This is a genomic window from Peribacillus sp. P4_B1 (genome assembly GCF_056402395.1).
In genome coordinates this window covers 1-17,485 of the sequence record NZ_JBFUHM010000035.1, presented here as the reverse complement: position 1 = coordinate 17,485, position 17,485 = coordinate 1, and the positions used below count along the sequence as shown (strand labels likewise).

The 17,485-nt window shown below is 40.1% G+C and carries 20 protein-coding genes and 2 rRNA genes; 1 reads left to right on the top strand and 21 read right to left on the bottom strand.

Annotation, left to right across the window (positions count from 1 at the left end):
• Positions 1-78: 78 nt before the first annotated feature.
• From AC1DVK_RS18430 to metG, 8 genes are all read right to left on the bottom strand, one after another.
• The gene (locus AC1DVK_RS18430; protein ID WP_477627087.1) at positions 79-255 is read right to left on the bottom strand and encodes a small, acid-soluble spore protein, alpha/beta type; all 177 of its coding nucleotides are present in this window, start codon (positions 253-255) and stop codon (positions 79-81) included.
• Positions 256-406: 151 nt separating this feature from the next.
• Positions 407-658, bottom strand: a complete 252-nt coding sequence (veg, locus tag AC1DVK_RS18425; RefSeq protein ID WP_061440325.1) for a biofilm formation stimulator Veg — start codon at positions 656-658, stop codon at positions 407-409.
• Between the two features lie 313 nt (positions 659-971).
• Positions 972-1,850, bottom strand: a complete 879-nt coding sequence (gene yabG, locus AC1DVK_RS18420; protein WP_410863135.1) for a sporulation peptidase YabG — start codon at positions 1,848-1,850, stop codon at positions 972-974.
• Between the two features lie 201 nt (positions 1,851-2,051).
• A complete protein-coding gene (gene rsmA, locus AC1DVK_RS18415) occupies positions 2,052-2,930 on the bottom strand; it encodes a 16S rRNA (adenine(1518)-N(6)/adenine(1519)-N(6))-dimethyltransferase RsmA (protein ID WP_061440323.1) in 879 nt (292 codons plus the stop codon).
• Positions 2,923-3,486, bottom strand: coding sequence for a ribonuclease M5 (rnmV, locus tag AC1DVK_RS18410; protein ID WP_061440322.1), 564 nt, complete (start codon positions 3,484-3,486; stop codon positions 2,923-2,925). The genes rsmA and rnmV overlap by 8 nt, the downstream gene beginning before the upstream one ends.
• A gap of 265 nt (positions 3,487-3,751) precedes the next feature.
• Complete coding sequence (locus tag AC1DVK_RS18405) at positions 3,752-4,945, bottom strand: ubiquitin-like domain-containing protein (RefSeq protein ID WP_477627086.1); 1,194 nt, start codon at positions 4,943-4,945, stop codon at positions 3,752-3,754.
• Positions 4,946-5,184: 239 nt separating this feature from the next.
• Positions 5,185-5,952 carry a TatD family hydrolase gene (locus AC1DVK_RS18400; protein ID WP_089364273.1) on the bottom strand — a complete coding sequence of 256 codons (768 nt, stop codon included), beginning with the start codon at positions 5,950-5,952 and terminating at the stop codon, positions 5,185-5,187.
• Between the two features lie 209 nt (positions 5,953-6,161).
• Positions 6,162-8,123, bottom strand: a complete 1,962-nt coding sequence (gene metG / locus AC1DVK_RS18395) for a methionine--tRNA ligase (protein ID WP_477627085.1) — start codon at positions 8,121-8,123, stop codon at positions 6,162-6,164.
• Between the two features lie 626 nt (positions 8,124-8,749).
• Here metG and AC1DVK_RS18390 point away from each other — a divergent pair.
• Positions 8,750-9,034, top strand: coding sequence for an AbrB/MazE/SpoVT family DNA-binding domain-containing protein (locus AC1DVK_RS18390; RefSeq protein ID WP_048689982.1), 285 nt, complete (start codon positions 8,750-8,752; stop codon positions 9,032-9,034).
• A 65-nt stretch (positions 9,035-9,099) separates the two neighbouring features.
• On the opposite strand, the gene rsmI is transcribed toward AC1DVK_RS18390, so the two are convergent.
• The 13 genes from rsmI to AC1DVK_RS18325 all read right to left on the bottom strand — a co-directional run.
• The gene (gene rsmI, locus AC1DVK_RS18385; protein ID WP_089364271.1) at positions 9,100-9,981 is read right to left on the bottom strand and encodes a 16S rRNA (cytidine(1402)-2'-O)-methyltransferase; all 882 of its coding nucleotides are present in this window, start codon (positions 9,979-9,981) and stop codon (positions 9,100-9,102) included.
• A 1-nt stretch (position 9,982) separates the two neighbouring features.
• Positions 9,983-10,243: a GIY-YIG nuclease family protein gene (locus tag AC1DVK_RS18380; protein ID WP_061440317.1), complete on the bottom strand. Its 261-nt coding sequence runs from the start codon at positions 10,241-10,243 to the stop codon at positions 9,983-9,985.
• Positions 10,230-10,973: a tRNA1(Val) (adenine(37)-N6)-methyltransferase gene (locus AC1DVK_RS18375; RefSeq protein ID WP_317778945.1), complete on the bottom strand. Its 744-nt coding sequence runs from the start codon at positions 10,971-10,973 to the stop codon at positions 10,230-10,232. The genes AC1DVK_RS18380 and AC1DVK_RS18375 overlap by 14 nt, the downstream gene beginning before the upstream one ends.
• Positions 10,974-11,151: 178 nt before the next feature.
• Positions 11,152-11,490: a DNA replication initiation control protein YabA gene (gene yabA / locus AC1DVK_RS18370; RefSeq protein ID WP_375166265.1), complete on the bottom strand. Its 339-nt coding sequence runs from the start codon at positions 11,488-11,490 to the stop codon at positions 11,152-11,154.
• Between the two features lie 50 nt (positions 11,491-11,540).
• Positions 11,541-12,371, bottom strand: a complete 831-nt coding sequence (locus tag AC1DVK_RS18365; protein WP_061440314.1) for a PSP1 domain-containing protein — start codon at positions 12,369-12,371, stop codon at positions 11,541-11,543.
• Between the two features lies 1 nt (position 12,372).
• On the bottom strand, positions 12,373-13,377 hold the full coding sequence (holB, locus tag AC1DVK_RS18360) for a DNA polymerase III subunit delta' (protein WP_141133688.1): 1,005 nt from the start codon (positions 13,375-13,377) through the stop codon (positions 12,373-12,375).
• A gap of 8 nt (positions 13,378-13,385) precedes the next feature.
• Positions 13,386-13,826: a YaaR family protein gene (locus AC1DVK_RS18355; protein WP_318686181.1), complete on the bottom strand. Its 441-nt coding sequence runs from the start codon at positions 13,824-13,826 to the stop codon at positions 13,386-13,388.
• Positions 13,827-13,850: 24 nt separating this feature from the next.
• On the bottom strand, positions 13,851-14,180 hold the full coding sequence (locus tag AC1DVK_RS18350) for a cyclic-di-AMP receptor (protein WP_061440312.1): 330 nt from the start codon (positions 14,178-14,180) through the stop codon (positions 13,851-13,853).
• A 102-nt stretch (positions 14,181-14,282) separates the two neighbouring features.
• The gene (gene tmk, locus AC1DVK_RS18345) at positions 14,283-14,924 is read right to left on the bottom strand and encodes a dTMP kinase (RefSeq protein WP_061440311.1); all 642 of its coding nucleotides are present in this window, start codon (positions 14,922-14,924) and stop codon (positions 14,283-14,285) included.
• A gap of 39 nt (positions 14,925-14,963) precedes the next feature.
• Positions 14,964-16,418, bottom strand: a complete 1,455-nt coding sequence (locus tag AC1DVK_RS18340) for an aminotransferase class I/II-fold pyridoxal phosphate-dependent enzyme (protein ID WP_477627084.1) — start codon at positions 16,416-16,418, stop codon at positions 14,964-14,966.
• A 229-nt stretch (positions 16,419-16,647) separates the two neighbouring features.
• A complete protein-coding gene (locus AC1DVK_RS18335) occupies positions 16,648-16,866 on the bottom strand; it encodes a sigma factor G inhibitor Gin (protein ID WP_081108652.1) in 219 nt (72 codons plus the stop codon).
• Positions 16,867-17,073: 207 nt separating this feature from the next.
• Positions 17,074-17,189 (bottom strand): 5S ribosomal RNA (gene rrf / locus AC1DVK_RS18330).
• Between the two features lie 64 nt (positions 17,190-17,253).
• Positions 17,254-17,485 (bottom strand): 23S ribosomal RNA (locus tag AC1DVK_RS18325); the annotation flags it as partial.

Below are 17,485 nucleotides of genomic sequence, written 5' to 3'. Positions count from 1 at the left end.
AAAATGAATAGGGCTATACATTGTATAAAGAGTCTGGCTTCTTTCAGTATGACAGCATGATACAATTAAGTGTTTATCTTACTCTTTGTTCACCAATTGACGTTGCGCTTTTTCGATCGCAAGTTTCACCATGTTTCCTGCGTCCCTGGCCCGGATTCCTCCCCAGCCTTCTTTCTGGACAACATCGTAAAATCCAAGTTCTTTTGCCAATTCCTCTTTAAGATCGGTTGACATAATCCCTTTTTTCCTGCCCAAGCGAAACAACCCCTTTCACATGCTGTCACATGCCTAGTGTTTGCATCATACGCTATTTCATTACATCCTTTTTAAGCCTTTATTGGAGCTCACAGGATATTTTTAAAAAACAAAAAGCAGCAAACAAAAATTGTTCGCTGCCTCGTCTAAGTTAAATCTCTTGTTGTTTGTTTAAAAATGTTAGTTCTACGGTTTCCGTTAAAACATCCGCATAGCTGTAAGATACTCTTTCAAACGCATTTTCGTCTTGGTCGAGCTCAATTACAAAAACAGCCGGATAAGTTTCCGCCAAAGTTCCAAAACGTTCTACAGTCTTTCTTCTTCCACCGTTTGCTTTTAAGAGCAATCTTTTACCTAGGTTTGAATCAAGTGCAGTTTTAATATCAGCTAGAGTTTTTGGCATTTTCGGTCCACCTCACTAAGTTAAGTATATCACAAATTACAAATATACGCAAACAAAATAATAAATTATATCAGCACTTAAAAATGTAGTCAATATATTTTTATCTGAAATCCGGCAAAATCGCGAACAATTTTATTATATCCTGGGAAATGAAAAATTATGTAAACGAACTATTTCATTATTTATTAAGCCGAATTTTCGTAATTTAATCCTCACCTAGTTGCATCACTCAACAAAAACCCTGGTTTTTGTTGAAAATATCCGAATTCTGACACGATAAAAGCAAGCTGCATTCTTTCAAAATGCAGCCCGTTCATTCTTCCTGAAATGGCTTGAAAGGCAACCCTGTCCGCAACACCCCTTTTGTCTCAACTCCCCCTAAGCCCTTCTCTCCCGTTAATGTATTCCGAAGGACATCCCATACATGAAGATGCTCAGAAAAAGGCGTAAAGCTTATCTTTCCGACTATATATACTGGATCGAGAGCATGAATATTTACACGGGAAGGGGAACTTGCAAAATTTGCCCCAGCTTGGATCAGCGATTCAAAGTGAGATTGACATGCCCCGGCAAAGATAATAAGTTGATCTAAATGTGAAACCTTCCTTCTCGCTTCTCTAACTGTCAGTACAAAGTCCTTAGAGTGACGGTAGGCATTGATATCGGACATTGGTCCTTTTGATTTTGAATAAGCATCATGACCGGTGACAACAAGGATATCCGGCCGATAATGGTCCAGTAAACCCCCGATTCTTTGGGGCATTTCCTTTTCATTGCAATAGATGCCGTTGACCGGAATACCGAATTTCTGATATAGATCCATGCATTTCCTTAAGTAAGATGCATCCCCATCAACATGGAGGACCCTACCTGGTATCTGAAAATATTCACCGCTATAACGATAGCCATTACTGGATTGATAGCCGTTTTTTTGTTGTTGCAGCTCCAGATCTTGTGTTAATAAGCGGTCTGATTGTTCTTGAAGTACCTCATTCGACCTTTGCCTATCATTTCTTTCATTATCATTTATGATCATTAAATCTTGAAAAGGTGCATCTGCAATCAGCCGGATATCTTCCCCATAAAGAATTGCTTCACGTCTTCCATTAATATCGCGGATATCGATTACCCGGAACAACACGTCGCATTTATAAGAAACCCGACCAACAATATCGTTTATTTGAATATTCATGGCCCCACCCCATGAGAAGACTTATTTTCAGCCCGCCCTAGTTTATTTTCATTCTTAAGTTATGCGAACCATTCTTGAATGGTGAAAGATGGGGATTGACTACATTTTTGGGTACGTTCCATTCATGTTAGGCCAATTTCAAAAGAAAAAAGCCGGAAGCTGGGAGTGATCCCATTTCCGACTTGAATTTTTACATTTGATTTATTTGAAATTTGGCAATAACGCATCACTCAAGCGTCCAAACTCTTTGATGCTCAGTGTTTCTCCCCGTCTTGACGGATCCACTTCCGAGGCTTCGAGAGCGGCAAGTATTAGTTCTTTTTTCGATTTACCATCTGGAAGCTGACTGGTTAAGTTGTTTAAAATCGTTTTCCGACGCTGTGCAAAGCTCGCCCGGGTCACAATGAAGAAGAAATCCTCATCAAGGACCTCGACGATCGGCTTAACCCGCCTAGTAAGGCGTATTACAGCTGAATCAACATTAGGTTGAGGCATGAATACCGTTTTGGGTACAATCATCACTGTTTCCGCTTCAGTATAATATTGAATGGCGATGGATAAAGAACCGTATTCCTTTGTCCCAGGTTTAGCGGCAATTCGATCAGCCACTTCTTTTTGCAGCATGCATACGATGCCTCTAATGGGCAGGTCCTCAGACAATAGCTTTAAAATGATGGGCGTCGTGACATAGTAAGGCAGATTTGCAACCACCATTAGGTCCGAGAAGCCAGCAAATTCTTCTTCGATGACCTTCTTAACATCAGCTTTTAGTACATCCCCGTGAATGATGTTAACATTGTTATAAGGAGACAGTGTATCCGATAGGATGGGCAATAAACGCTGATCAATCTCAAAGGCCGTAACCTTTTTGCTGCTTTTTGCTAGTTGTTCAGTCAAGGCGCCGATCCCTGGCCCAATTTCGATGGCGCCGCTTTCCTCTGTTAAATTTGCATGTTCGACAATACGTTTCAGGATATTCGTATCGATTAAAAAGTTCTGACCTAAGCTCTTTTTAAAGGAGAATCCGTACTTCTTCAATATATCTTTCGTTCTGACAGGGGTTGCAATATCCTTATTCATTTTTTTCCTCCTGGTTTATCTGTACGATCGCTTCAGCAAAAGCCTCAGTTGATATTTGGAACATTTTTAGCCTTTTATATAACTGTTTACCATTGGTAAACCCGATTTTCAAAATAAATCCAAGTTTTTCCCTTCGCTCCTTGGCACCGGATCCTCCAATTAAACCTGCATCTATTAAATCCTGCTGTGAAATCTCTTCCGAAGCCTCTTCATCCATTAATTGGGCTTCCTTTAAAGCATTACGAATTGCCTCAGGAGAAGCATGTTCCACACCTATCCCTTTCCCTGACTTAGGAAGGGCTTCCTTCTTCGTTAAAAAGGCGTGTTTACAGCCTTTTACTTGTTCTGAAATTATATTCCTGATTTTTTGACCAGGAAAATCAGGGTCTGTGAAAATGATGGCTCCACGTGTCTTTTGTGCCAGCCTCACCTGCTCAATACAGGAATCATTCACAGCGGAACCGTTCGTTTCGATTGTATCAGCATTTACTGCCCTTTTAATCGCTACCGTATCGTCTTTACCCTCTACAACAATAATTTCTTTAATCTTTTTCATGTTTTCCTCCATACAGAAAAGCGCAAGCGCTTTGCTTAGCTCTTGATAAACGCGTTGGACACCCACCCTTTTTCTTTTTAATTTCCAGGATAGGAGTGAATCCAGGTCAACATCTTTATGAAAGTTTAAACGCTTATAATGAAATCTTATGGAATATTAAGTCGTCTATCTTATTAAAACAGTTTTACATGGGCTTTTTCAAGAAGTGGAAAAATAAAACGTCAAAAAGCAGGAGACGAATTCATCTCCTGCGAGAGAAACCTTATTAATCCAATACCCGAATCTTAACTTTCTTTGCACCCCAGCGATAGGCATCACTTTTTGAGGAAAAGAAGACGTCAATTCTATTTCCCTTTATTGCCCCGCCTTTGTCAGCAGCTACTGCATAGCCATAGCCCTCTACATATACTTTCGACCCCATAGGGATTACGCTTGGATCGACAGCAATGATTTTCGCACCCGGACTACTCTTTAGATCTATGCCTGTTGACGTGACACCGGAACAGCCCTTACAACTGGCAGTATAAGCAGTTGATGATACGTATATTTCTTTTCCACTAGTAGAACTAACGTTAGTTAGTCCGCGGGAAGCCTGGGCAACCGTTGTTTTAGTTCCGACCGTTACAACTTTATCCTGCTTTTTATTAACAACTTTTTCTGAAAGTAATTCTCTTTTGACCTCTTTGCCATTCTCTTTAATAACTTCATATTCCTTAGAAATGAGTCCGTCTTTTCCTTCTTTAACAATTTTCTCTTTCCCTTTTGATAAGGAGTCATCTTTTTTAGTTATGACAGCAAAGTCAACTGGTTCTTCCACTACATCGGTGACTTTTTCAATTCGAATTACGTTTACCGTATTCTCAGCTTCAACTTTTTCGGCTAATTCTGGCTCAACCCGATCCAAATCATTGAGTTTTACTCCTTGTTGCTTTAAAAAGTCAGCGACAGTAGTCGAAGTTGACCATACCTTCTTTTCGTCTCCAGCTACCACTAATTTCAGTGAAAAGGCTTTGTCTATGGAAACTTCCATATTGGCATTCAGCTTCGTATTTTTTGAAGGCGTAATCTTATCCTGTTCCTTCACACTCAGATCTTGTTCTTTTAAAAGTTCGTCTACCGTATCGGCAGTGGACCAAACTTTCTCCGCCTTACCATCTTGTACCAAGACAATTTTTTGTGCAGGCTTCCAAACCACCTCTAAATCATCATCAACCGCCGTGTCTCTTGATGGGTGGACATAGTCTGCCGCTTTAACGGTAATCTCTAAATCTTTCAACATATCATTTACAGTAGCAGCGTGTGTCCGCACTACCTCTTTTTTTCCGTCTAGCATTATTGTGACTGTATGCTTTGTTCCTTGATAGATAAGTATTCCCAATGCTGTAGAAACAAGAATCGCACTGCATATGGCAATTGCCATTCTCTTCTTCCCAAAAGGTTTGGGAATAAGGTTTTTCATAGTTTTTAATAGAATGAAAAACTCCTCCTTCCTCCCGGTGATTATATAGACATAGTTATCAAGCTGTCAACCCATTCACTTCTCATTTAGGAAATTACTACCTATTATGCATATCTTATGGTGAAAAGGAAAGGGCGAATTCTCGACATAATAAGCCTAAAATAGGTGTAAGATTTGTAGAAATCTAAAAAAATGCGATTTTGGCTAGCGAATCCCGGGAGATATTGTAAAAAAAGCTGTCAGTTAATGCCGAATAATTTCTTGGCATTTTCGGTTGTTGCCTGGGAAACTTCCTCTATCGTGAGTTGTTTTATTTCTGCGATTTGTTCAGCAACAAGCTTCACATAGGAAGGTTCATTACGCTTTCCTCTATATGGATGTGGAGCCAAGTATGGACAATCAGTTTCAATCAGTAAACGCTCTAAAGGTACGGCCGCCGCTACCTCTTTTGGCTTTTTTGCATTCTTGAAGGTCACAGGGCCACCCAATGAAATATAAAAATTCATATTGATGCATTCCAAAGCTGTTTCTGCACTTCCGCTAAAGCAATGCATGATGCCTCCCACCTCTGATGCCGCTTCCTCCTTTAATATGTTCACGATATCCGCGGTCGCTTCCCGATTATGGATGATGATGGGCAGCCCCACTTTTTTCGCCAATCGGATTTGCTTCCTGAATACCTCCATTTGAACATCTTTAGGTGATTTATCCCAATGATAATCAAGACCCATTTCACCAATAGCTACAACCTTTGGATGATTGGATAACTCCTCGATCCATTGTAAGTCCTTCTCGGTCATATCTATAGCGTCCACTGGATGCCATCCGATTGCGGCATACATGAAATCATAAGTTTCTATTAATTCCATTGCCCTTATAATGGTAGGCTGGTCAAAACCAACAACTACCATATTATTCACTCCTGCTTCCTTAGCTCGTTCTATGACATCATCGAGATCCTCGTTGAATTGTTCTGCATTAACATGTACATGTGTGTCAAATAACATTATTTTTCTTCCTTTCTAGCACTATTTTATAAAAAAATAAAAGTTTTATGTTTCACATTTAGGTAACAAAAAGATTACAAAGGAGCCTATATGCCCAACAAGTAAAAATAGACCTAATAATCAAAACCTGTATAATTTACTTTCTCCAAAAACATAAAGAAAAAAACATAAAAATGTTTCATATGAAACACCTTTATGTTTTCGTGGGTTTATTTCACCTTTGAACCATTTGGAATCGATGAATCTATTGTAGCGACTGAGAGCACACCATCCTTGCTGCCCGCCAATATCATCCCTTGAGAGAGCTCTCCACGAAGTTTAACAGGTTTCAAATTCGTTACGCATATCACTTTTTTGCCTACTAAATCTTCAGGTTTATAGTGCTGAGCAATGCCTGATACGACTTGCCGTTTCTCATAACCTAAATCAAGCTGCAGTTTAAGAAGCTTATCCGCTTTCTTTACCGGCTCCACTTCCATGACCTGAGCAACACGAAGCTCTACTTTTGTAAAGTCATCAATGGTGATTTCATCAACCTCTGGAATCGTCTCTTCCACTTTTTCCTCGGCCTCAGGAGCTCCACCCTGCATTTGTTCTTTAATATATAAAACTTCCTCTTCCATATCCAAACGGGGGAAGATCGGCTCACCCTTCAAAACTTTTGTTTCAGCAGGAATTTGACCGAACTCAGCTAAGCTATCCCATGATTTTAAAGCATTATCTTTGATGCTAAGCTGAGCAAAGATTTTTTCCGGTGTTTGCGTCAAGAAAGGCTTTAAGAGAATGGCCGTCCTGCGTAATGACTCCGCCAAATGAACCATGACACTGGCAAGGTCTTCTTTCCTTGATTCATCTTTAGCAAGAGTCCATGGTTGGGTTTCATCAATGAATTTATTAGTTCTGCTCACGAGTTGCCAAATGGATGTGAGTGCAACTGAAAATTCCATGTTTTCCATGGCTTCCTCATACTTGCCTACCGTGCTTTGGTTCATTTCAACCAAAGCTTTTTCGAATTCGCCATTTGATCCTTCGTAACTTGGAATAACACCATCAAAGTACTTATTGACCATTGCCACTGTTCTATTTAATAAATTCCCTAAATCATTTGCAAGGTCAAAATTGATCCGTTCTACAAACCCTTCCGGTGTAAATACTCCATCAGAACCAAATGGGACTTCACGCAATAAGTAATACCGTAAAGAATCCAAACCATAACGATCAATCAATGTAACGGGATCCACTACATTCCCTTTTGATTTGGACATTTTACCATCTTTCATGAGAAGCCAGCCATGTGCAAAGACTTTCTTAGGAAGCGGTACGTCAAGAGCCATTAACATAATCGGCCAATAAATTGTATGGAAACGGACAATTTCCTTTCCGACAAGATGTACATCCGCAGGCCAATAATTCAGGTATTTAGAGTCATTATCCGTTCCATACCCTAATGCCGTTATATAGTTAGTCAATGCATCAATCCATACATAAATAACGTGCTTTGGATCTCCTGGCACCTTGATGCCCCAATCGAAAGTAGTACGTGAAACGGCCAAATCTTCCAATCCAGGTTTGATGAAGTTATTGATCATTTCGTTTTTGCGGGATTCCGGTTGAATGAAATCCGGATTTTCCTCATAAAACTTCAGTAATCGATCCGCATATTTACTCATCTTAAAGAAATAAGACTCTTCTTTCACCTTTTCAACAGGTCTGCCGCAATCTGGACAGTTTCCATTGCTTTCTTCCACCTGACGATCCGTGAAGAAAGATTCACAAGGTGTACAATACCATCCTTCATATTGATCCAAGTATATATCACCCTGGTCCAATAGCCTTTTAAAGATCTTGGCTACAACCTCTTTATGGCGATCTTCTGTCGTCCTAATGAAATCATCATAAGAAATATCAAGTTTTTCCCAGAGCTCTTTAATCCCTGATACGATATTATCTACATATTGCTGTGGAGTGATTCCTTCTTCAGCTGCTTTACGCTGGATTTTTTGACCATGTTCATCAGTGCCTGTTAAATACATGACATCAAAACCACGCATCCTTTTATAACGAGCCATGGCATCACCTGCCACTGTCGTATATGCGTGCCCTATATGTAAATTACCACTCGGATAATATATGGGTGTCGTGATATAGAATGTTTTTAATTTTTCTTGCACTTCGTTCCCTCCTCATCTTTTGCAAAACCGCTTTAGGACTGCCCAAAGCCATAAGACTATATATTTAAGCTATTATCTCTATTTTAACGCTATATACGATTCTACGCGACAATAATCACTAATCAACATGTTAATAGAATAAAAAATAATATAAGTAAATGTCATTTTAAAAATAAGGGTTCATGATGTGAGCTTCCCTTATGTCAGCATTACCTCTTACCTCAACAAAATATACCTAAAATTCTTTTTTTGTGCAACAACTCACAAATTTGAAAATATTCCTGGAAAATTATCCTTAATTCAGAACTTTTGTTTTGAAACTAAATTGCATTTAATCATATAATAAAGATGGAGAGATACATGCACACTTTGTCGAATCGTGGTGAATTGAGTAATTATTTGCAGCCTATTTATTTCTTGAATTATAAAGACATAAACATTTTTTTCTCTTTAAAAGTCTTTTTTTCATCGGAATGCAGCCGCTTTCTTTTTTACAAAAAAATGAAAATAAATCATTGACGGATTTGGGAATGGCTGGTATTATAAATTTATAAAAAAATTTGTCGAATATTGGCGAAAAAAATAGAAATAGGGTACTAGATTGTAACTGAGAGGAGAATTTTAAAATGAAATCTACAGGTATTGTTCGTAAAGTTGATGAGTTAGGCCGGGTGGTTATTCCAATCGAACTTCGTCGTACATTGGGTATCGCTGAGAAAGATGCTCTTGAGATCTATGTTGATGACGAACGCATCATCTTGAAAAAATACAAACCAAACATGACTTGCCAAGTTACAGGTGAAGTTTCCGATAATAACCTTACACTTGCTAATGGTAAATTGATTCTTAGTCGTGAAGGTGCTGAATTACTTATCCAAGAAATTCAACAAAACTTCACTGCTTCTAAATAAATGATATAAATAAAAAAACTTCCGATCTCCGGAAGTTTTTTTATGCTTATTTATCGTTATAATTTTTATTGTACATCAATGTGATACGCTTGATATACATCGCGTTTTTGTATATTGCGATCTTTTGCGACCTGCTTGATTGCGTCCTTTGAATTGAGCTGCTTGTTTTCTATATAATGATTAACATGACCGACTAAATCAAGTGCCGCCCACCAAGCTTCCTCAGATTCATCCTCAGTCAATTGTCCACCTTCTATTATTAAACAGAACTCACCGCGAATCTCGGATTCCATCGCCCACGTCAATGCTTCACTTACCGTCCCTCGAATGAACTCTTCAAATTTCTTAGTTAATTCGCGACATAATACTATTCGACGGTCACCTAAAATTTCATGCATATGTTTCAATGTTTCTTTTAATCGATGTGGCGATTCATAAACGATCCATGTGGATTCCATTTTTTTTAACTTTTCCAGCTCCTGCTTTTTTTCTTTTGCTCCCCGTTGTAAAAAGCCATAAAAGTAAAAAGGCTGTGGAATGAGCCCAGATGCAATCAATGCAGTTAATGCAGCATTGGCACCTGGCAACGGAATGACTTTAAACTGTTCAGCAATGGCATCTTTGACCAGTTCATATCCCGGATCGGATATCGTTGGCAAGCCCGCATCACTTACCAATGCGATGACCTCTCCTGATCGAAGCCGCTCGAGCATCTGTTTCCCGCTATATTCTTTATTATGTTCATGGTAACTGACGATAGGTGTCGAAATTTCAAAGTAGTTGCATAATTTCTTCGTATTTCGTGTGTCCTCAGCTGCAATGACATCCGCTTCCTTTAAGATTCTTAAAGCCCGAAAGCTCATATCTTCAAGGTTTCCTATCGGTGTAGGAACGAGATATAGAGCTGGCTCCAATCCTTCTTTTTCAAAACTCTTTTGTTGCCACATATCATGCATCCTCCTTTGCCATCCACTTTTGCTTTTGTTTTCTTGTTAATTGCTTAAACTTATATTCAGCCCGCATGGCCAATGTCTGTGTTTCAAATATTTCATGATGAATCAGTTCAACCGGGGTCCGTCCTCGGGTATACTTTGCCCCCCTGCCTTGATTATGAGCATCAATCCTACGATCCAAGTCATTTGTATACCCAGCATAATAGCTGCCGTCCTTGCATTTTAAAACATAAAAATAGTGCTTATTCCTCTCCATATAAAATCCTTTTTATTTCCGGATTATAATCATTTTGGTCGTTATACACAACAAGAGGAGGTAAAATCTTCAAGTCAGGGTTGCCGTCCTTTATCCCTTCAATTAGAATCGTATTTGCTTCTTTCGAACTTTTTGGATAAACGAATTGCAATCGCTTCGGTTCAATCCTGTACATCCTCATTAATCGCAGGATATCCATCAGACGGCCCGGCCTATGAACGAATGCCGCTTTTCCACCTTGACGCAGCAACTGGCTTGAAATACGCATGACGTCCTCAAGATTACACATTATTTCATGACGGGCAATTGCAAAATGCTCATTTTTATTCATTTCCTCAATTGATGGCGTCGGGAAATAGGGTGGATTGCAAGTAACCACGTCATACTTGCTGTATCCTATCTGCTTCGGAATCTCTTTTATATCCCCATGAATCATTTCAATCCGGGAGGATACGCCATTATAGTCCATGCTCCTCTTGGCCATGTCATATAACCGCTCTTGAATCTCAACACCCGTAATGGTCCCTTTCGTTCTTGTACTCAGCAGCAAGGGGATGACCCCATTCCCTGAGCAAAGATCTACGATTTTCCCTTTTTGGATCGGGACATTTACGAACCTTGATAATAAAACGGCATCTAATGAAAAAGAGAATACTGATGGGCTCTGGATGATCCTTAAATTCTCAGCCAATAGATAATCCAGGCGTTCATCTCCTTTAAGTTCTACCATTGCTGTTACCCTCCTAATTATGTATGGAAAACGCATGTTTAGGGTCCATGCTTCGACATTCGTATCGTAAAAAAAGGGATCTGACTCATAGTATGCGTCAGACCCCGAATCACTATATATTGTAAACGGTCTATCTATCACGTAAAAGAGATGGAACATCTTTTATATTATTCCATTATCACTTTTTGTTTAAAAAAGATAAACAGAACAGGCAATCTCCTTCTTTTCGTAAACTGCCAAAATGCAGATTGCAAATATGGAAGCCTTCTTGATAGATACGGGCTAGATTATCATAGCCTTCCCCGATATCCATAACCTTGTCCGTACTAGCAGTACGGTTTTTCACTTTTTGTTTAACCTTCACTGCAGCAGGCGCACTTTCGACTTCCACAAGGCCTAACCGATGACGCAAGTGTTCGTTCTCCAGCTTGAGCGACTGATTTTCCTCAAGGATTTCAGCTAAGTTCTGCTTCAATTCTCCAAGCTGCTTATATAATTGGCCTATCTGGGTTTCCATATTGGTCACCGACTCAAAAATATCTTTCTTATCCACGCTCTCCCACCACCTTAATAATCTGTGGCTTGAATAGAAACGGCTCCCTCTTTTAGAATCTCATCAAGAGTATACTCTAATACTCTTTCCTGCTCGATTAGTTCAATCTGAAGTACGCGTTCTAGAATATTAAGCCCCACTACCTTGCCTTTGCCACCAGGCGTATTAATCATTTCACCTAAATCAGGAAGCATTTCCTTCGCACTTTCATACTCGTCATTTTCATATTTCAGACAGCACATCAATCGACCGCATAATCCTGAGATTTTTGTAGGGTTCAATGATAAATTCTGATCCTTCGCCATTTTGATGGAAACCGGTTCAAAATCTCCAAGAAATGTGGAGCAACAAAGCATTCTGCCACAAGGTCCAATGCCACCAAGCATCTTGGCCTCATCCCTTACCCCAATTTGGCGCAGTTCTATCCGAGTTCTGAATATGGCAGCTAAATCTTTGACTAAATCACGGAAATCCACGCGACCATCCGCTGTAAAGTAAAACACGACCTTATTTCTGTCGAAAGTATATGACACATCAACCAGCTTCATATCCAGCTTATGCTCAACAACCTTTTGGCAACATATAGAGTAGGCCTCTTCTGCAGCCGCCTTGTTCTCATCAACAATCAGCTTATCTTTTGCATCAGCGACCCGAAGTACTTTTTTTAACGGCAGGACAACATCGTTTTCATCTACTTGTTTACGGGCTGTAACAACTTTACCGAATTCAACACCGCGGACAGTCTCCACTATTACAAAATCGTCCTTAGGAATAGCGAATTCACCCGGATCAAAGTAGTATATTTTGCCCGCCTTTTTAAAACGGACACCTACAACATCATACAAATCATGATCCCTCCTGCAAATTCAGCACAAGCTGTTCCATCAACAGCTGTGGATTCGTGTTGGACATCAGCTTCCGTTTTGCTTCCAAAATACAACCCATATTTTCAGCAAGGCGTCTTGGGGAAAGATGAAGAGCGTGAGTTTCAAATTCCTTCAGTTTATTTTGGAATACAACGAAGTCCTTTTTGTCCAACTGAATGTATAATAAATCCTTATATATAAGAAGTAACAAATCAAGACCTCTGTCAACCTGTTCTCTTTCTTTAAAGTGTGAAAACCAATCCGTCTGCAGGTACAACAATGCCTTCAAGGAATTAAGTTTTAACACTTCATATAATTTTACCACTATTTTTTGAGCTTGTACAAACCATTCATCATTGCTAAGCTCGATTCCAGCTTCCACATTCTGTGTTATATGTGCGATAACCGAGGCAAGCTGCGGTTCTAAATCCTGTTCTATCAGCTTCCGTTTCACATTCTCCGGGGATAATGGCTTGAACGAAATCACTTGGCATCTTGATAAAATGGTCGGCAGAATCCTTTGAAGCTGTTCGGTCATCAATATTGCTACGGTATCGGCCGAAGGTTCTTCTAAAAATTTCAATAGACTGTTGGCTGCCCCCACTGACATTTTGTCCGCATCGGCAATCATATAAACCTTTCGATCCGCCTCTACGCTTTTTTTCGAAAATTCTTCTTGGAGCCCCTTAATTTGTTCTTTCTTTATTGAAAGACCGTCTCTTTCTATTAAATGGACATCAGGATGGTTCCCACTGGAAATCCGTTTGCAATTTCGGCAAAGTTCGCATGGCTTATAACCCGCTTTTGGTGCTTCACATAATAAGCTTTTGGCAAAGGTTTTGCTTATATCTTGCTTACCCGTCCCTTTTTCCCCTTCAAATAAATACGCATGAGCCACCCTGTTCTTCATTATGCTATTTTGCAGCATCATCATTACCTGCGGCTGAATTTGATTCATGTCCTGCCATGTTTTATCCAAAACCATCAACTCACTTAAGTATATAAATTAATCAGAAGACCTTTAATTTCACCTATCATTTCCAATATTTCAAGCGAGCTTTTCTCTTTATTAAGAATTTCCTCGCTTAACTCCACTAATCTTGCATCTATCGTTTCCACGGTTTTCAACGGCCGGCTCTGTCCATATTGGTTCCAGCTAGTGGATTGCTTCAGTTCCAGTCCATATTCAACCGCTTCTTTAACAAACCGTTTCACTAATGCTTTATATTTTGCCAGTTCCCTAAAAGTACGTGACCTTACTAAACGCTGTCCCGCCCCTTCTATATCGCCTATCAAACGGTTTAATGTTTGGATTTGCATTTTTTGATCCTGTGTCTGGACCATTTGTTGAAATCTTCCATTCCCGATTTGAAACTGTTTGGCATCCTGGCGCGATTTATCCAGCTTAATAGGAGTATCATGGTTGATTTTCATAATGAACCTCCCTGCGGCTAACCGTTAGAATTGTAAAAAGTTTTCAACCGGCAGAACAAAAATGGTCGCACCGCCTACTTGAATCTCCACTGGGTAAGGTACATAGGACTCGGCATTCCCACCCATCGGAGAAACCGGTGATACTAACTGGGATCGTGACTGGCAATTCTGTTTGATGATCTGGATGGCTTGGTCAACACGTTCATCCTCTGTGCCAATCATAAAAGTCGTATTACCTGATTTTAAAAACCCGCCAGTGCTGGCTAGCTTGGTTGTTCCGAAATTATTTTCAACTAATTCATTTAGCAGGCGATGACTATCCTTGTCTTGAACGACAGCAATGATCATTTTCATTCTCATCATCCTCCGGTTACTCTGAATTTTTCCTAACTCCATTATAGCAACTAGTCTTTGCTTGGAATAGTATTCGGGTTGAATAATATGGAAACCTAATATTTAATTCCCTGTTTTCTCCAGATAATTAAACAAACTGGCTTTCGCTTCTTCAAAAACTTCATCAACTGTCCGTCCTGCATCAATGATAATAAAACGGTCTTCCCATCTATTTATAATGGACTGATACCCCTCACAAACTTTTTTATGAAAATCCAGGGCTTCAAGATCCAGCCGGTTCACTTCACGTTCCCCATTGGCCTGGATACGTCTCAATCCTTCTTCTGGATCTATATCAAAAAAGAAAGTGGCATCGGGCATCATATCTCCAATTGCGAATTTATTGATACTGTAAACCTCTTCAATATCCAAACCCCTTGCATGGCCTTGGTAGGCTAACGAGCTATCTATAAATCGGTCACAGAGGACAATTCCCCCTCGTTCCAACTCCGGCATGACCACTTCCACTAAATGCTGACGTCTAGCCGCTGCATATAATAAGGCCTCTGTTCTCGAGTCCATAGCTGTATTATCCTTATTAAGGATCACTTCCCTAATCTGCTCCGAAATGGGGACTCCCCCTGGCTCACGCGTTAATAGGACTTTGTAGCCTTCTTGTTGCAGAGCCTTGCCAAGCATTTGGGTAATTGTTGTTTTCCCGGCACCCTCGGGCCCTTCCATTGTAATAAAAATACCACGTTTCATCGATGTACCTCCAAGGTTCTTTGTTTGTAGTATATCATTTTAACCAGCATGCCCGCTTTCATAAACGATCAACTCTCCGTTTGAAAGGGAGGAACCTCCATGAAACCTTGATCCCAGTTCAAGCAGTCTCTTCAAATTGGTAATATGATCTGCCGTAATCATTTCCCCGGACATAATTAATGGAATTCCTGGCGGATAAGGGATGACCATCTCGGCAGATACCTCTCCTACGGCTTCTCTCAATACAACCGGTCTCGATTTACTATGCTTCATGACGGAGTAAGTAATTTCCAGAGCCGTAATCGAACTTCCAGCAAACCAGCTACCCACTTGATTCGCTTCGGCGCTTCCAGTTCTGTCTTTAGTCGCACTCTTTATATTTTGAACGATTTCTTGAAAGGGAAAATCGATACTCATTTTTAATAAAGGTAAAATCATTAATAAATTATTAGGATCAGCTAATTCTGTAAAAATGCCTTCGGCTTCACATAGCTGCTGTAACTCAAACCCGCTTAAGCCATTTGTTGATTGAATGACTACTTTCAACGGGTCTGCTGAAGTACCTGGTGGCGCCTCTAACACCCTTACTGTTTGTAGGGCGCCCAATTCCCGTCTGAAATCTGATATCTTTTTAATAAGGGATTTTTTATCTTCTGATGTAAAAGTGGCTAAGTATGCTCTGGCTAAGTCGAGCGATCCCATAATTGGGTAAGACGGGCTGCTAGACTGAAGCATTTGTAAATAGAATGATACTTGCCCCACATCAACTAAGGATGAATTGACATGAAGATATGACCCCATCGTCATAGCCGGCAGTGTTTTATGTGCTGAATGGACAACGGCATCTGCCCCTGCGAAAATAGCTGATTTAGGAAACGGACTTCCTAACTGAAAGTGAGCGCCATGTGCTTCGTCCACCAGCACCGGGATTCCCTTTTGATGTGCAAGTCTCACCAATTCCGTCAAGTCTTCACCAAGACCATAATAATTCGGGTAGGTTACAACGATGGCTTTAACATCTGGATTGGCACTCAAAGCTTCTTCAATTAATTTTGATCCTACACCACCAGCAATGCCCCATTCCTCATAAAAATCCGGCTGTAAAAAAATCGGCTGTACATTCGCTAACATCAACCCATGCAAAATTGATTTATGGCAATTTCTTTGGACAAGCACTTTATCACCTTCACGGCAGGTAGCAAGAATCATCGCAATGTTGCCTACGGTTGACCCATTAACCAGAAAGTAACTGTTCTTTACCCCATATAAATCAGCGAGCAGTTGCTGGGACTTTAAAATGGCGCCCTCTGGAGCATGAAGGTCATCTAAACCGCTTATCTCCGTGGCATCTATGCCAAGCAGGGGGTTATATATTGCTTCGCCCTTTTTACTAAAGACCCATCCATTTTTATGTCCTGGCACATGCAGGGATATTGGTCTTTTTTTATAAAGGGCACTCATTGCATCGAACAATGGTGTCTGTGATTGATTCATTTTTCTCTTCCCTCAAATCATAGTATTTTTTCATTTTATCAAATAAGTTCATATTTATCTCTTATTGCTCGACAGAAAGGCAATTATGTATCTTCGAACACTCTGTTTAGATACAGAAACGCAGCTTGTTACCAAGCATTCTTCTAAAGTACCAAAAAAAGAGTCAGAGAATAAAGAAACACTCCATTTCTTCATTCTCTGACTCTTTAACTTTTCACAAACTGCTTATTCATGAAAATATTTCAGGATTATTGATTTTTCTTAATTGCTTTAAGTAATATTTGTACTTTGGATCGTTCGTATCCGTCCCGATCATATCCCTTTCACATTCCTCACAAATAAAAGTCGTATATAGATGTATTCCCATCCCTTTTATTTGTTCACAAACCACGCACGATTCCCCTGCCGTTGTTTTGGTTGTTGTTGTCCCCAACATCTCCACCTCCATACCTGCATTCTCCCCAAAAACCATTGTTCACATACATTAATTTAAATAGTTTAAGAGAACCGGGGATGCTTTTAACAATGTATGATGAAGTTTTTCAATACGTGTATGTCTTTATAAAAGTTTCCATAATTGATAAACCCTTTATATCTAATGATCTTTCTTTTCATTCAACAAAAAAGACCAGCCGGATGGCTGATCTTTTAAATGGCTTGGCGGCGTCCTACTCTCACAGGGGGAAACCCCCAACTACCATCGGCGCTGAAGAGCTTAACTGCCGTGTTCGGAATGGGAACGGGTGTGACCTCTTCGCTATCGCCACCAAACATATCAGGAACGTTGTTCCTTCAAAACTAGATAATAAGAAGGTATTTCATTTTTTAAAAAGCTTTGGTTAAGTCCTCGATCTATTAGTATCAGTCAGCTCCACATGTCGCCACGCTTCCACCTCTGACCTATCAACCTGATCATCTTTCAGGGATCTTACTAGCTTGCGCCATGGGAAATCTCATCTTGAGGGGGGCTTCATGCTTAGATGCTTTCAGCACTTATCCCGTCCGCACGTAGCTACCCAGCTATGCCTTTGGCAAGACAACTGGTACACCAGCGGTGCGTCCATCCC

Excerpts from the sequence above, each read along its gene's own strand:
- rsmI (WP_089364271.1), bottom strand. The coding sequence starts at position 9,981 with ATGTGGCAACAAAAGAGTTTTGAAAAAGAAGGATTGGAGCCAGCTCTA.
- rsmA (WP_061440323.1), bottom strand. The coding sequence starts at position 2,930 with ATGAATAAGGATATTGCAACCCCTGTCAGAACGAAAGATATATTGAAG.
- yabA (WP_375166265.1), bottom strand. The coding sequence starts at position 11,490 with ATGGAAACCCAGATAGGCCAATTATATAAGCAGCTTGGAGAATTGAAG.
- holB (WP_141133688.1), bottom strand. The coding sequence starts at position 13,377 with ATGGTTTTGGATAAAACATGGCAGGACATGAATCAAATTCAGCCGCAG.
- tmk (WP_061440311.1), bottom strand. The coding sequence starts at position 14,924 with ATGAAACGTGGTATTTTTATTACAATGGAAGGGCCCGAGGGTGCCGGG.
- AC1DVK_RS18375 (WP_317778945.1), bottom strand. The coding sequence starts at position 10,973 with ATGGTAGAACTTAAAGGAGATGAACGCCTGGATTATCTATTGGCTGAG.
- veg (WP_061440325.1), bottom strand. The coding sequence starts at position 658 with ATGCCAAAAACTCTAGCTGATATTAAAACTGCACTTGATTCAAACCTA.
- yabG (WP_410863135.1), bottom strand. The coding sequence starts at position 1,850 with ATGAATATTCAAATAAACGATATTGTTGGTCGGGTTTCTTATAAATGC.
- AC1DVK_RS18340 (WP_477627084.1), bottom strand. The coding sequence starts at position 16,418 with ATGAATCAATCACAGACACCATTGTTCGATGCAATGAGTGCCCTTTAT.
- rnmV (WP_061440322.1), bottom strand. The coding sequence starts at position 3,486 with ATGAAAAAGATTAAAGAAATTATTGTTGTAGAGGGTAAAGACGATACG.
- AC1DVK_RS18350 (WP_061440312.1), bottom strand. The coding sequence starts at position 14,180 with ATGAAAATGATCATTGCTGTCGTTCAAGACAAGGATAGTCATCGCCTG.
- AC1DVK_RS18400 (WP_089364273.1), bottom strand. The coding sequence starts at position 5,952 with ATGTTATTTGACACACATGTACATGTTAATGCAGAACAATTCAACGAG.
- AC1DVK_RS18335 (WP_081108652.1), bottom strand. The coding sequence starts at position 16,866 with ATGGAGGTGGAGATGTTGGGGACAACAACAACCAAAACAACGGCAGGG.
- AC1DVK_RS18355 (WP_318686181.1), bottom strand. The coding sequence starts at position 13,826 with ATGAAAATCAACCATGATACTCCTATTAAGCTGGATAAATCGCGCCAG.
- AC1DVK_RS18405 (WP_477627086.1), bottom strand. The coding sequence starts at position 4,945 with ATGAAAAACCTTATTCCCAAACCTTTTGGGAAGAAGAGAATGGCAATT.
- AC1DVK_RS18380 (WP_061440317.1), bottom strand. The coding sequence starts at position 10,243 with ATGGAGAGGAATAAGCACTATTTTTATGTTTTAAAATGCAAGGACGGC.
- AC1DVK_RS18390 (WP_048689982.1), top strand. The coding sequence starts at position 8,750 with ATGAAATCTACAGGTATTGTTCGTAAAGTTGATGAGTTAGGCCGGGTG.